Source organism: Tianweitania aestuarii, from assembly GCF_018457165.1.
Lineage (GTDB): Bacteria > Pseudomonadota > Alphaproteobacteria > Rhizobiales > Rhizobiaceae > Tianweitania > Tianweitania aestuarii.
In genome coordinates this window covers 676,896-691,098 of sequence record NZ_JAFMNX010000002.1, presented here as the reverse complement: position 1 = coordinate 691,098, position 14,203 = coordinate 676,896, and the positions used below count along the sequence as shown (strand labels likewise).

Sequence of the window (14,203 nt, the reverse complement as noted above, 5' to 3'; positions counted from 1 at the left end):
CATGTCGTTCCAAGCTAATGCATCTCTAGCGACCACGTTAACCATACACATAGCGCTTGAAAGCAACCTAAGGTTGTCTTATACAACTATCGGGAGTGAACAGCGGCTGTTCACAATCAGCGGGTGCAAGCCTGCTGACGCGCCAGTACGCGGAACGCATGAAGATCCTGCATGTCTTCAAGACCTATCTGCCCGAAACGTTTGGTGGGGTGGAGCGTGTTGTTTGGGAGATCGCCGAGGGGGCGGCGCGGCGGGGTTTTGCGAGCGATGTTTTCACGCTGAGCAAAACGCCCGCCGCTGCACCCTTCGTCGTCGACAACCATCGCGTGCATCAGGCGAGTACGGCGCTCGATATTGCCTCCACCCCGATCGGCTTCACTGCCGCCAGCCGGTTCCGCGCCCTGGCCCAAGCGGCTGATCTCATCCATTATCATTTCCCCTGGCCGATGATGGATCTGTGGCATCTTCATGCCGGTGGGCGAGGGCGGCCGAGTGTCGTCACCTATCATTCCGATGTGGTGAAACAGACGGCTCTGCTGAGGCTCTATCAGCCGCTCATGAACCGCTTCCTCGGATCGGTCGACCACATCGTGGCGACATCGCCGCAATATCTCGCGACGAGCTCTGTGTTGTCGCGATATCAGGGAAAAACCACTGTTATTCCGCTTGGCATAGACCCAATCTGCGTTGCCAAACCGCCAAATTGCGCTGCCATATCGCGATTTCACGCCCTTCCAGACCGGTTCTTTCTGTTCGTTGGAGCCCCTCGCTACTACAAGGGGCTGCCCTTCCTGTTCGAAGCAGCCCGTCTTACGGGCCTCCCGGTTGTCATCGCTGGCGGCGTTCCCGAAGGCCATCAAGCACCTGAAAACGTTATGCTTCTTGGCTCGGTTAGCGATGAGGAGAAAGCCGCCTTGCTGTCACGCGCGGAAGCCTTTGTGTTCCCGTCTCATCTGCGCTCTGAAGCCTTCGGCATCGCCCTCCTTGAAGCCGCCTTTGCCGGTAAGCCGTTGATTTCTTGTGAGATCGGAACCGGAACCAGCTACGTGAATCGCGAAGGCGTCACCGGCCTCGTCGTCCCACCTGCCGACCCTCAGGCGCTTGCCAATGCGATGCTAAACCTTTGGAACAACAAGGCTTTACGCACCCGCCTCGGCGCCGCTGCCCGCCATCGCGCCATGACCCATTTCCAGGCCGATCAGATGGTCGACGCCTATTGCGACCTCTATCGAACCCTCTTGCGCCGCCCTGCTGAAGCGAAGCAGCCTCGCGGAACAATCATCAATGAAAGCAATCGGTTAAGCCATGGCTGAAGCGCGTGCGTCCGATCTCGTCACGAGACTTCAGACTGCCAAACCCCGCAATCTCAACGCGCTGTGGGACCTCGGAAACGAAGTTCACCGCCACCTCGGTCTCGCACCCTTTCACACCGTCGGCCCAGAAAACCCGGTCCTCTCCTTGGACGGTGCATCGGCCCTGATGAAGCTGCTTTTCGCTAGAAGCCAGCCGCATTTATTCATGTCGATCAATGGCTTGATGAACCCGCCGCACGAAGTCTGGCGCGTCGAGATCGGCTGGCCGCATAACACCTATCGCGGCCGCGCCAAAAGCCCCGCACTCGCCCTGTGCATCGCTACCTTACGCGCTCACCAGGGCCATGCCCATGATCGCGACGACGAAGCTCCGGCGTGGGTGAAGAGTGAGCTGTGGCAAGCAGGCGTTCAGCCATTTTGCTGAACACAGCGCGGCGCCGGCAACATGCTATATGGCTTTGTTATTGCAGCGTTTCTGGCTGGGTGTTTGCCAGTTCGCGCCAGTGATTCAGCACGTCCTCCAGTGTCTCAGACAAGGGTACTCGGGGCTTCCAGTTGAAAGCTTCGTGAGCGCGTGTTGCATCGCCGGAAACAACCGGGATCTCGCTCGGCCGCATCAGTCCGGGATCGCGCTCTACGGTTATGGTGCGCTCTGATCTCTCGATGATTGTGTCCAGAATGGTCTGGATGGCTATGGGTGAGCCTGTGGCGAGGTTATAGGCGCCGGGAGCTGCGAGCGGTGCATCAACGGCGGCGGCCAGGTAGGCGTCGACGACGTCACGGACGTTCATAAAGTCGCGTGCCGCTTCAAGATTGCCGACTTTCATCACCGGCTCCTGCCAGCCGCGTTCGATGCGCACGATCTGGCGGGCAAAGGCTGAAACGACATAGGCTGGAGCCTGTCCTGGACCAGTGTGGTTGAAGGGGCGGAAGCGGACGGCGTTGAGCCCTCCGCGCGCCATCTGCCCGAGCATCAGATCGGCTGCGGCTTTTGTTGCTCCATAAACGGAGGTGGGCTCGAACGCGGCGTCCTCGCGCAGTGGCTCACAGTATCTGGCGAAGGTTGCGCCATAGGCTTCCGCACTGCCGGCGAAGATGAAGCGGGCGTCTGGTGCATGGCTGCGGATGGCATGGGCGAGGTTGAAGGTGCCCATGACGTTGACCGCCCAGGCTTCGGCCGGGTCATCAGCCGCATCTCGAGGCGACGCGATTGCCGCCAGATGGATGAGAGCAGTGGGTTTCACCCGCTTAACAACGGCAGCGACGGCATCTGCATCCCGAATATCGACCATGGCGTCTTCGGGATCGTTCAGGCCCGAGATCGCGATGTCGGCTGCGTCGGCACGCTCGCACACACGGTTCGCTAGAACCGTGCCAACAAAGCCGGGAAGGCCGGTGACGAGAAGCCGGTGCCGGGTCATCACGTCCTTCCAGCTTCAGCGAAGCTTGCGCTTCCAGCGCTCGAGATCGGCATCGACCATTTCACGGATCATGTCTTCCATCGTGATCTCCGCTTCCCAACCGAGCTTGGTCTTTGCCTTGGTCGGATCGCCAAGCAGGATGTCGACTTCGGCCGGGCGGAACAAGGCCGGATCTATCACCAGATGTTTGTCCAGGTCGAGGCTGGCATGATCGAAGGCGATTTCGCACATGGCTCGAACCGTGGATGTGCGGCCGGTTGCGACGACATAGTCGTCCGGCTCGTCCTGTTGCAGCATCAGCCACATGGCGTGGACATAATCGCGCGAATGGCCCCAATCGCGCTTGGCGTCAATATTGCCGAGCCGCAACTCGCTTTGTGTGCCGAGCTTGATACGGGCAACCGCATCGGTGACTTTTCGGGTCACGAACTCGATTCCACGCAGTGGCGACTCGTGGTTGAACAGGATGCCGCTCGAGGCGTGAATGCCGAAACTTTCGCGGTAGTTCACGGTCAACCAGTGGCCGTAGAGTTTGGCAACCGCATAGGGAGAGCGGGGATAGAAGGGCGTCTGCTCACTCTGCATCGGCTCGCGAATGCGGCCATACATTTCCGAGGAAGAAGCCTGGTAAAAGCGGGCTTTGGGCTGCGCGACGCGCACGGCTTCCAGCACGTTGGTGACGCCGAGACCCGTGACTTGGCCGGTCAGGATGGGCTGCTGCCAGGATGAATGAACGAAACTCTGCGCGGCCAGGTTGTAGACTTCATCCGGCTGGATGTCCTGCAGCGTGCGAATGAGCGCAGAGAGGTCGAGCAGATTGCCATCGACAACGCGTACCTGACGCTCGATGCCGAGCCATTCTAATCGGCTGAGATTAACGTCGGAACTGCTGGAGCGGCGGGCAAGGCCATGAACTTCATAGCCTTTTTGCAGCAGAAGTTCAGCGAGATAGGCGCCATCCTGGCCGGTGATGCCCGTAACAAGCGCTTTCTTCGACAAGGCGGTGCTCCACTTGAGAGGTCAGCAAGGTGCGCAGCTTATGCAACGCACAGAACGCAACTTCAAGTAGTTCTTTTCAATCCTATTTGTCAATCCTCGGTTGTGTTAGGTAGTAGGCGTAGAAGGCGAAGCCGGCGGTGATCAGGATGAAGGATTCGCCAATTGCGAGGCGATTGTTGGAGTTGGTCAGCAGCGTCAGGGCGAAGAACAGGATGCCGAAAAGCCAGACCTTCACTTCGATGCTGCCTAGCAGCCTTTTCTGCCAGGCTCGCAGGACCCACCATGCAAAGGTGGTGTAAAGGGCTGCGAAGAATACCAACCCACTCAAGCCGTAGCGGATGGCGATTTCGACGTAGCCGTTATGCATGAGATTGTAGGGCACGGATGCGTAGGTCGTCGTAACCCAGATGCGCTGCCAGCCGATGCCGGCGCCAAAAATTGGATGGGCCGTGATGATCTCCAGAGCATTCATCCAGAGCATCAGCCGCTCGTTGAAGGAGAACGGCACGGAGCCCTGTGCGATTGCAGTGCGCACTGCGCCAACGCCGTCCAGCAGGGTGGCATCGAACAGGGCAAGGCCGCTGGCTGTTACAGGTGCAAGTTCGCGGATGATGCCAGCGCTGCCGATAAACAAGATGATGGCCACACCCAGTACGGTCATCGATGCCCCGACAAGCACCTGCTTGCGCGGCAGATGAACGAGGCTCGTCAGCGCCTGGATGGGAACGGACAAGGCAAGTGCAAGCCAGACGCCCTTGGACTTGGCGCCATAGATGCCGAGCAAGCACAGCGCGATCACAGCCAAAGCGAGCATCAGGCGAAGCGCCTGCTCAAGCGAGTTTTGGTTTGCCCGATTGCGATAGGTGTTTTCCGCATAAGCCAGCGCGCAGATCGTGATGAGGCCGGCGGAAACGGAGGCATGGATAGTGTTGTTCTGGAACAAGAAGGGTGTGCGCTCGCCATCGAATACCTGGGACAAGTCGATGGTGATGCCGAGCATCACAAGGCTGATCAGCATGAACAGATCAGCCAACCCCGTCAGTCGGTTACGCAGGAGAAAGAAGGCATAGCCAATAGTGGGGAAGATCAGCGGGAAAAGGTAGATGCCTTCGGCCGAGCCGTGTTTGCCTGGCACGTTGAAAAAGACCCAGGCGTAGCGCAGTCCGACATACAAGGCCCAAACCACACAAGCCACGCCGCCCCAGCCGATAGACGGTCGTGAGGCTTGGGGCATTCGCCAGTAATCAACGAGTGCTGCGATGATCAGGACGCCGCAGCTGTAGCGGTAAGCGTCGTTTTCAATCCAGACGGCCGAAACCGTGACAAGACAAAGGAGAACAGCGGCAATGGAGAAGCCCATTGGGCCGCGCAGTTGCTCGATAACGGGCTTGAACAAAGAAATAGTCGGCGCTCCCAAGGCAGCCACATCGTTGCAGACCATCCGCTGGGCTGGCGGATCATCTGCTGCGTGCAGAATGCCTTAGCGAAGAAGATAGCCGAAAAACAGTGCGAAGTGGCGGTAAACCGCTGTCAGCTCAAGCTGGTTGTGACGTCCGTCACCAGATCGACGTGGCCGATCACCGAAATGGCGCTGCCGTCTTCCATGATATTGGTCCACATGCCGATGAGATCGGAACTCAACGATGCAGTGTCATGCTGCTCGATCAACACGCGACCGTCGGCGAACTCCACATCATAGCTGCCGAAGCGCGCCATGAAGTCGATGATCGTGTCGGTCAGCAGATCACCGGTCAGGGTCGTTTCTCTGAATAGAGCAACGCTTGTGTCGAGATCGGGCAGACTGGCGATGGTGATGTCACCCAAACCGACCGGGACGGCTGCATCATCAGAGGCGCTGTCGTCGACAATAGACGGCGTCAGGCTCGGCAGGGTTGTTTCAGGCAAAAGGCTTTGAACGGCGCGCGTGGCAAGGCTCGTCGTGATCGCCGTGTCCTGCGTGGCTGGCGTTGGAGCAACGACGCTGGTCGTGGCATCCGAAGATACGGCGGCTTGCGAGACCGCAACGCTCGCGATGCTGCTCGATGAAGCGGCGTGGTGCGCTTCATCTGCATGGGCTTGAGGGGTGTCAGGCTGCGGTGTCAGTGTTTGCATGTCGGAAGAATGCGCCGGCGCTGCCTTGCCTTGGTCTGGCGGGGCGGCAATCGCCGCCGCGTGCATGGCGAGCTGGATGTTCGGGCTGAGATCGACCGTGCCGTGCGCAAGGGCCACCTTGTGCCCAGCTCCCGAAGACGGTTCAGCAACGGTCGCTTCTGCAGGCGAAGCGATCACGGCCGCGTCTTCATGATGTGTGTCCAGAGCAACGATGCCGTCGCTGGGGGTATCATCGTTCACGCCAACCACATCGGACGGCTGATGATCGGCTGCAAGCTGGGCGCGGGCGAGTTCGACGCTGAGAATGGCGCCGGCGATCGCAGCGGCTGCGGCAGGGGCATCGGCGATGTCGAAGATGCGCGCGAAGGCCTGATGCAAGCGAGGGGCCATTCCGGCGTCTTGCTTGCGCGTGGCGTCGGAGATCGCGTTGGTATCGATCAGGCTCTTGGCCTGGGCTGCGCCACCATTCTCAAGCTTGAAGAGAAGGAACACGGCCGAAATCGACATGATGATGCGTGCAGCCGGATGAAGAACAATGTTGGAATTCTGGTTCTGCCGGATCGCAACGAAGTCGCGCACGCTTTCTTCGAAAGCAAGAATGACATCCGCGATCGTTGGGGCAGTCAGCTTTAGGTCCAGCGTCTCGCAAATCAGCATGCATTGGTTGTCGAAGCGCGCAACATGGAGGAATACGTCCTGCGTGGCGGTGTCGAAGAACACCATCCAAGGATCGCCCGTGTCGGTCTGTCCGCGATCGATGCCGATCGCCACACCGTTCTGCGCAAGCAGATGATGCGCGCGGTAGAAGTCAGCCATCTCTTGCTGCGACCAGTCCTGCTGCATCGCGACAACGGCAGGGCTTTGTGTCGGCCTGCGGAACTGGAGAATGCGCATTGGACCTCTCAAGCTGCTTGGTGGTGCGTTTTGCTCGCATCCTTTTGTGGGAAAGGACGGATGATGTCGTGACGGTCGGCGAGTGTGTCCCGCCGACAGTTTTATTCCTCCAGCATGCCCTTGGAGAAGGCATCGCGCATGGGCTTGGTGATATATTGCACCAGCGTGCGCTCCGGCCCGACAAAGATCACGTCGGCCGGCATACCGGGCACGAGACGTCCCTTGATGTTAGCCGGCACATCCTGCTCTGCAACCTGCACGCGGGCAACGTAATAGGGCTCGCTGCGAGGATCGTCCGGCTGCACCACGTCCTGCGACAGCACATTGACCGTGCCGAAGATCACGGGTGTTGTGCGGCTGGAAAAGGCGGACAGGCGAACTTCCGCGACATTGCCAACCGCGACATTGTCGATGTCGACAGGACGCACCCGGGCGTTGATGATCAGGTTGTCGTCCAGCGGGATCAGGTCCATCAGCGGCTCGGCCGGGCGAATGACGCCGGACTTGGTGTGGATCTGGATGTTCTGGATCATGCCGCGCACCGGAGCGCGGATCACCGTGCGGCTCAGAATGTCCTGAGCTTGTTTGACGCGCTCGCCGGTTTCATTGAGCTGATCGCGGACCTCGCGCAGCTCGTTGCTGGCGCGCTCCACGAATTCCTGGTTGATCTGCAGGATCTGCAGCTTGGTCTCCGCGATGGTCTGGTTGACCTTGGCTGTTTCGGCAACGATGCGGCCGAGATTGCCTTCGACCTCAATGCGCGAACGGTTGAGCTGGGCGACCTGATTGGTGGCGACGACGCCACCCTTCTGGCCTTTGGTCATGCGCTTGATTTCTTCCACCATCGAGCTGGCCTGCTCGGAGAAGGATTTGCGCTGCGCGTCCAGCCCGCCGATCTCATTTTGGAGCTGCTCAATCCGCGCGCCGAGAATATCGATCTGGCCCTTCTTGGTTGCCAGTCGGTCGCGGAAGGAGTTGTGCTGCAGCCGGATATAAAGCGGCTCTTCGCCCTTGTTGTCGGTGAGCGGCAGATCGGCCGGAAACTCGATCGTTTCAAGATTGGCGCTTTCAGCCTGCAGGCGGGCTTCGGTGGCGCGCAGGAGATTATAGCGCTGGCTGAGAATGTCGAAATTGCCTTGGGCCTGGTTAGGCTCGAGACGCGCCAGCACATCGCCCGGATTGACGACATCGCCTTCCTGCACCGGAATTTCCTGCACGATGCCGCCTTCAAGGTGCTGGATCACCTTGCGATTGCTGAACACGACGACCTGACCCTGCGCGGCAACGCCGCTCGACAACGGCGCCGTGGATGCCCAGGTGCCAAAGACGCCGAATGCAAGCGCAACCGTGACATAGCCGGCGAGCACGAAGGGACGTGGGGAGAAGCCGTCGACCGGCTGCTTCGGCGCCTTGTTCATCGTAAGCATCTTACCGATCATCAGCTTGCCACCGTCATTGCGCGGGCCGCGACTGCCGCTGGTTGATTGACTGTCGGAAGCGGTGCCACGGCCTTGGGCTGCAGCACTTCGCGGGTGGGACCAAAGGCGCGCATGCGGCCATCAGCCAGGATCAGCGCCTTGTCGCTCAAGGCAAGCAGGCCGATCTTGTGGCTGACGAAGATCACAGTGCGGTTGCGCGCCTTGAGGTCCTTGAGCGAGCGAACGAGCGCTTCCTCGCCATCCATGTCGAGATTGGCGTTGGGTTCGTCGAGGATCAGCACAGCTGGATCACCGAACAGGGCGCGGGCCAAGCCGATGCGCTGACGTTGGCCCCCGGATAACTGGCGCCCGCTGATGCCGATCTGCGTTTCATAGCCGTCGGGCAGAGCCTGGATCATTTCGTGCACACCGGCGCGCTGGGATGCCAGCACGATCTCCTCGGCTGTGGCATCGCGAAAGCGGGCGATATTTTCGGCGATCGTTCCGGCAAACAGCTCAACCGTTTGCGGGAGATAACCGACATAGGTGCCGAGTTCGTCCTTGTTCCAGTGCTGCAACTCCGAACCATCGAGGCGCACGCCGCCGGCGATCGGCTGCCAGACACCAACAAGGGCACGAACAAGACTGGATTTTCCAGCGCCACTTGGGCCGACCAGCGCCAAAGCTTCGCCGGGCTCCAGAGCGAACGACACGCCGGCCACGATCGGGTTGCGCGAGCCGGGAGGGGCGATCACCAGGCCTTCGGTGGAGAACTGGCCGGTCGGGGCAGGAAGCTGCAGGCGCTCCGTCTCGCCGGGAACGCGGGCGAAGAGTTCGCTGAGACGATGATAGGCGCTGCGCGCACCGATGAATTGTTTCCATTGGCCGACGACCTGATCCACTGGCGCAAGCGCGCGGCCCATCATGATCGATGCCGCCACCATCATGCCAGGGCTCATTTCGCGCTCCAGAACGAGATAAGCGCCCGTGCAAAGGATTGCGACCTGCAAAACCATGCGCACGAACTTGGAAGCGGAAACCAGCACGCCGGCTCGGTCGCTGGCTGTCGCCTGAAGTTCCAGCGTCTTGCGGTGCATGGCGTTCCACCGCCCGCGCAAGCTGGTCTCCATGCCGAGCGCGCGAATGACCTCGACGTTCTGAAGCGTCGTGTTGGCAAAATGCTGGGCAGCTTGCGATGCAGAGTTGGCATCGTTCAGCGTCTTCTTGGTGGTGAATTCGTTGAGGATGGCCAGCGTGAAGATGACGACTGCGCCGGCCGTTGCCACCCAGCCGATATAGGGATGGAAGAAGAAGCAGACGGCCAGGAAAACTGGGACCCAAGGCACGTCGCAAAGCGAGATCAGGCCGGAGCCGGTGAGGAATTCGCGCAATCGGTCGATGTCTACCAGTGCAAATTCGGACTTGGCGCCGGGGGCGGCCAAAGCGCTGGAAACGACGCGCGAGAAAAGCGGGCTCGCCATGACATTGTCGAACTGCATGCCGGCGCGCACCAGAACGCGGGAGCGGATCCATTCGAGCACGCCGTAGATGATCAGCATGGTGACGGCTATGACGGTCAGGGCGATCAGCGTGACTTCGCTGCGGCTTTGCAGAACGCGGTCATAGACCTGCAGCATGTAAAGCGGACCAACGAACATCAGCGTATTGATGGCGGCGCTAAACAGCACCACGGCGCCGAAGATCGCGCGGTAGCTGCGCAGCGCATCTTTGAACGTGTCGGATTTATTCATGGAAATGCCTGCGCGTCATGTCGCTGCCGAGGTGCCGCATGGTGCTGCCGTGCTTTTTGTTTCAGTGCATCGAACGCCGTGGACCTGCCAGCAAGCCCAAAGGAGCCGCTAGGAAATACGTCCGCTGACAGAAAAATGCAAAGTAAAGTTGTGTTCTTTGTGGCAGTGAATCCTCTTAAAGTTGTATATGAGCTACGAGCTTTTTGGGTATGGGCGTTGCTCTACCGTACTAAACTGCAAAGGCTTCGGGACTGCTTGCTTCCTGGTGTCGTGGTGACGTTTGCTGCGTCTGTCACTGTACGAGCGATGGCTGATAGACGAAGCCGTGCCGTTATGTTTTAAGGAATATAACGGTCGCGGGGTTCTGCGGGCCATCATCAGGAGTTGCGATGTTCAACCGTAGGCAAGCCGCAGGGATTACCGTCGCCGCTTTCGTTGCATTGAGCGTTGGGAGCTTCGTTTCGGCGGCTCATGCGCAGGAAAAGGTCACGGTCTTTGCGGCCGCCAGCCTGAAGAATGCGCTCGACAGCATCAATGCGGCTTGGAAGGGCAGTAGCGGCAGGCAGGCCACCATTTCTTATGCTGCAAGCTCCGCGCTCGCCAAGCAGATCGAGGCAGGTGCGCCGGCAGACGTCTTCGTGTCTGCCGATCTCGACTGGATGAACTATCTGGCGAACAAGAAGCTCATCAAGACTGGCACAGAAGTTCGCCTGCTGGCCAATCGCATCGTGCTGGTTGCGCCTGCAGACTCGTGGGTGACGGCCGACATCAAGAAAGGCTTCGATCTGGCCGGGCTTCTGAAGGGCGGCAAGCTTGCCATGGGCAACGTCGAGGCTGTTCCAGCCGGCAAGTATGGCAAAGATGCTTTGGAGCATCTGGGCGTCTGGCAGTCGGTTTCCGGTGATGTCGCGCAGGCTGAAAATGTACGGGCAGCGCTGGCTCTGGTTGCCACGGGTGAGGCGCCCCTCGGCATCGTGTACGAAACGGATGCGGTCGCTGAAAAGAAGGTGAAGGTGGTCGGCGTGTTTCCGGAAGATAGCCATGAGCCGATCATCTATCCGGCTGCTGAGACCGCGGAAGCCAGTTCTGCCGACGCCGACGCCTTTCTCGATTACCTGAAGACGGCTGAAGCCAGGACGCTTTTCGAGGCGCAAGGCTTCACGGTTCTTCCTGCTGCTGTCCGTTAAGGCCGAACCGGAATGGAATGGCTTGCGCTCAGTCCTGACGAATGGAATGCAGTGCGACTGTCGCTGCGCGTTTCCTTCTGGGCAACGATCGCGAGCCTGCCTTTTGGTATATGGATCGCCTATGTGCTGGCGCGACGGGAGTTCTGGGGCAAGTCGCTGCTGAACGGCATCGTGCACTTGCCCCTCATTCTTCCGCCCGTGGTGACCGGCTATCTCCTGCTCCTCACCTTCGGGCGACGTGCACCGGTGGGTTCCTTTCTCGACAGCGCCTTCGGCATCGTGTTCTCGTTTCGCTGGACGGGGGCCGCACTTGCCTGTGGCATCATGGCCTTTCCGCTGATGGTGCGGGCGATCCGCTTGTCGATCGAAGCTGTCGATCGCAAGCTCGAAGCGGCCGCTGGCACTCTGGGTGCAAGCCCTGCCTGGGTCTTTGCGACCGTCACCCTGCCGCTGATCCTGCCAGGCATCATTGCCGGCATGATCCTCGCTTTCGCCAAGGCAATGGGCGAATTCGGAGCCACCATCACTTTCGTGTCGAATATCCCGGGTGAGACGCAGACGCTGCCGTCGGCGATCTACACCTTCACGCAGGTGCCGGGCGGCGAGTTCGGTGCGCTGCGGCTGACGCTTGTTTCCGTTTCCATCGCCATGGTCGCGCTGATCGCATCCGAGGTGATGGCGCGGCGGCTTGCCAAGCGGATTGCTGTCGAATGACGATCTCCGTCAATCTCAACAAGCGGCTCGGTTCTTTCGCGCTGAACGCCTCTTTCGCAAGCAGCGGCCGGTTGACGGCGCTGTTCGGACAATCCGGCTCGGGCAAGACGTCGCTGGTCAATCTGATCGCCGGTTTGACCAAGCCTGATCATGGCCGCATCACGGTTGGCGATCGTGTTCTGGTTGATACCGAGAAGCGCATCTTCCGGCCGGCGCATAAGCGACGGATCGGCTATGTCTTTCAGGATGCGCGCTTGTTTCCGCATCTGACGGTGAGCCATAACCTGCGATACGGGCGGTGGTTCGCGCCCCAAGGGGAACGCTACGCTGATATGGATAGCGTGGTGGAGCTGCTTGGCATCGGCCATCTCCTTGGACGGCGACCAGACGGTTTGTCAGGCGGCGAAAAGCAGCGCGTTGCCATCGGCCGCGCTTTGATCGCCAGTCCCAGGCTGATGCTGATGGACGAGCCGTTGGCCGCGCTCGACGATGCACGGAAGGCCGAGATCCTGCCTTACATCGAGCGACTGCGGGACGAAACGAAGATCCCGATCATCTATGTCAGCCATTCGGTGGCCGAGGTGGCGCGGCTTGCCAATGACGTCGTGATCCTGTCGGACGGTCGTGTGTTGTCGCACGGTTCGGCGGCGGATGTTCTGGCGCGCCATGACCTTCTGCCTGCCAGCGAAAAAGGGGAAGCCGGCGCACTGATCGAGCTGGTTGTTGCCGAGCAGGAGCCTGCTTATGGGCTGACCTTTCTGCGCTCGGCTGGTGGGGAATGGCGCTTGCCGCGGATCAAGGCCGCAACCGGCAGCAAGGTTCGCGTCCGGGTGCGGGCGCGCGATGTGATGCTTGCCACAGAGAAGCCCGCCGGCATCAGTGCTCTCAATGTGCTGGAAGGTGTGGTCACCGGCATTGAAACAGGCGAGGGGCCGGACGTTCTCGTGACGCTTGCTTGTGGAGACGACCGATTGTTTTCGCGCATCACAAGGCGATCACTTGAAGCAATGGCTCTCCGAAACGGCCAGCATCTCTATCTCGTGATCAAGGCGGTGAGCTTCGAGGGCGGTGCGGTTGCGTTTCGCCATGCTGCGGCGGTTGATTAGGATATGTCGTCACTTAGCCTGCGCATCAAGCTCGACCCGGCCGGCCATATCGGCTCCGGCAAGATCGACCTGCTTGAGCGGATCGCAGCGTCAGGCTCGATCTCGGCCGCAGCACGCGAGATGGGCATGTCCTACAAGCGTGCCTGGGATCTCGTGGAAGAGATGAAGCGCATGTTCGGGCGGCCGGTCGTGGAAACGCAGAGCGGCGGCAGGCAGGGCGGTGGCGCGCGGCTTACACCAATGGGCGACATGCTGGTCAGCCGCTATCGCGCGGCGGAGCAGGCTGCCGTCCTTGCCACGCACGTGCATATCGATGCTCTGCAGGCAGAAATGGCGGGGCTGAACGAGGCTGAAACGTCAGCTTGAACGCGTTTGCGCGATATCCGCCGCGCTCAAGACAGCTTCCATCCGTTCGCGCCAGCCTGGACCGGTTGCCTGGAATTTGCTGACCACGTCTGGGTCGAGGTCGATCGTGACGTCGACGCGTGGGTTCAGGTTGATCTTTTGTGCGCCATGATGGTCAACGGGGATCTCGATCCTCGTTGCGTCCAGAAGCTTGCTTTTATTGGGCATTGCCGCACTCCGGTGCTGCATCAAGCCAGGACATTAGCATCTTCTCACCTAGTTGCAAAGATAACCTGCGCGCTCATCTTTCGGCTCTTCTGGAACGAGCGAACTGCCGGACGGTTTGTCCTTCGACCAAGCGAAGGAGCCGGTAAACCGATGTCCAATCATGTCAAAGAAGAAGCGCTGTTGACCCGACTTGCGGTGCGTCACGATCTTTCCAGGGATGCGGTGAAGACCGTGTTCGACGCTTTGCGGCGCAGCGGCGGAGGCATGGCACAGTTCAATCACCCGGATTTCGGCGGCATGGCACAATGGTCGCCAGGCATGACGATGGTGGGCGACATGTTCAACAACGGGATGAAAGCCAAGCTCGACGCCGTTGCAACCGAGCTCGCCGCCTATCTGAAGGACACCCCTGCAGCAGATGAGCCTCAGCAGAAGGAAGCTGCTTCCGCGGAAAAATCCGGAGATCGGTGGTGGCCGTCCGATCTTGGCTCGCCATCCACCTCCGGCTCGCAGAATGCGATGCGTTATGCCGTTTTCCCGGAGAAACGACGGCTCGTGATCGACGAGGGTGGGACGATCAGCGTTTATGATACCGGTGATCACCGCATTCACGGCGTGGCGCAGGCGCAATCGTCGTCTGCAACCCTGAAGTTCACCAGCCAGAGTGGTACGGTCGACCTGACGCAACTCAAAAAACTTTAAGGCACATCTTAGT

General features: G+C 59.9%; 14 protein-coding genes. 7 read left to right on the top strand and 7 right to left on the bottom strand.

The features are described 5' to 3' along the window. The first annotated feature begins 158 nt into the window (after positions 1–158). Together JYU29_RS11395 and JYU29_RS11390 are read left to right on the top strand one after the other, a co-directional pair. On the top strand, positions 159–1,313 hold the full coding sequence (locus JYU29_RS11395) for a glycosyltransferase (protein WP_213984904.1): 1,155 nt from the start codon (positions 159–161) through the stop codon (positions 1,311–1,313). Next, entirely contained in the window at positions 1,306–1,737 is a 432-nt protein-coding gene (locus JYU29_RS11390) for a hypothetical protein (RefSeq protein WP_213984903.1), read from the top strand. The genes JYU29_RS11395 and JYU29_RS11390 overlap by 8 nt, the downstream gene beginning before the upstream one ends. 37 nt (positions 1,738–1,774) lie before the next feature. Here JYU29_RS11390 and JYU29_RS11385 read toward each other — a convergent pair whose 3' ends face one another. From JYU29_RS11385 to JYU29_RS11360, 6 genes are all read right to left on the bottom strand, one after another. Then, entirely contained in the window at positions 1,775–2,734 is a 960-nt protein-coding gene (locus JYU29_RS11385) for a GDP-mannose 4,6-dehydratase (protein ID WP_213984902.1), read from the bottom strand. Positions 2,735–2,749: 15 nt separating this feature from the next. Continuing rightward, positions 2,750–3,733 carry a GDP-mannose 4,6-dehydratase gene (gmd, locus tag JYU29_RS11380; RefSeq protein ID WP_213984901.1) on the bottom strand — a complete coding sequence of 328 codons (984 nt, stop codon included), beginning with the start codon at positions 3,731–3,733 and terminating at the stop codon, positions 2,750–2,752. Positions 3,734–3,815: 82 nt separating this feature from the next. Continuing rightward, positions 3,816–5,129, bottom strand: coding sequence for an O-antigen ligase family protein (locus JYU29_RS11375; protein ID WP_213984900.1), 1,314 nt, complete (start codon positions 5,127–5,129; stop codon positions 3,816–3,818). 134 nt (positions 5,130–5,263) lie between these two features. After that, positions 5,264–6,739: a hypothetical protein gene (locus tag JYU29_RS11370; protein WP_213984899.1), complete on the bottom strand. Its 1,476-nt coding sequence runs from the start codon at positions 6,737–6,739 to the stop codon at positions 5,264–5,266. Between the two features lie 101 nt (positions 6,740–6,840). Continuing rightward, the gene (locus tag JYU29_RS11365) at positions 6,841–8,157 is read right to left on the bottom strand and encodes an HlyD family type I secretion periplasmic adaptor subunit (protein WP_213984898.1); all 1,317 of its coding nucleotides are present in this window, start codon (positions 8,155–8,157) and stop codon (positions 6,841–6,843) included. 20 nt (positions 8,158–8,177) lie between these two features. Then, on the bottom strand, positions 8,178–9,908 hold the full coding sequence (locus JYU29_RS11360) for a type I secretion system permease/ATPase (protein WP_213984897.1): 1,731 nt from the start codon (positions 9,906–9,908) through the stop codon (positions 8,178–8,180). A 389-nt stretch (positions 9,909–10,297) separates the two neighbouring features. On the opposite strand from JYU29_RS11360, the gene modA reads away from it, so the two are divergent. From modA to JYU29_RS11340, 4 genes are read left to right on the top strand one after another with little or no spacing between them, the layout of a single operon-like run. Continuing rightward, on the top strand, positions 10,298–11,095 hold the full coding sequence (gene modA, locus JYU29_RS11355) for a molybdate ABC transporter substrate-binding protein (protein ID WP_213984896.1): 798 nt from the start codon (positions 10,298–10,300) through the stop codon (positions 11,093–11,095). A gap of 12 nt (positions 11,096–11,107) precedes the next feature. Then, positions 11,108–11,809, top strand: a complete 702-nt coding sequence (gene modB, locus JYU29_RS11350) for a molybdate ABC transporter permease subunit (RefSeq protein WP_213984895.1) — start codon at positions 11,108–11,110, stop codon at positions 11,807–11,809. Further along, positions 11,806–12,915: a molybdenum ABC transporter ATP-binding protein gene (modC, locus tag JYU29_RS11345; RefSeq protein ID WP_213984894.1), complete on the top strand. Its 1,110-nt coding sequence runs from the start codon at positions 11,806–11,808 to the stop codon at positions 12,913–12,915. The genes modB and modC overlap by 4 nt, the downstream gene beginning before the upstream one ends. Positions 12,916–12,918: 3 nt before the next feature. Then, positions 12,919–13,281: a winged helix-turn-helix domain-containing protein gene (locus tag JYU29_RS11340; protein WP_213984893.1), complete on the top strand. Its 363-nt coding sequence runs from the start codon at positions 12,919–12,921 to the stop codon at positions 13,279–13,281. Here JYU29_RS11340 and JYU29_RS18535 read toward each other — a convergent pair. Beyond that, positions 13,273–13,488 carry a BrnA antitoxin family protein gene (locus JYU29_RS18535; RefSeq protein WP_213984892.1) on the bottom strand — a complete coding sequence of 72 codons (216 nt, stop codon included), beginning with the start codon at positions 13,486–13,488 and terminating at the stop codon, positions 13,273–13,275. The genes JYU29_RS11340 and JYU29_RS18535 overlap by 9 nt on opposite strands. A 12-nt stretch (positions 13,489–13,500) precedes the next feature. Between JYU29_RS18535 and JYU29_RS18340 the strand changes: the two genes are divergently transcribed. Then, positions 13,501–14,190 (top strand): hypothetical protein, encoded by a 690-nt coding sequence (locus tag JYU29_RS18340; RefSeq protein WP_431192851.1) that lies wholly within the window; start codon positions 13,501–13,503, stop codon positions 14,188–14,190. The last annotated feature ends 13 nt before the right edge of the window (positions 14,191–14,203 follow it).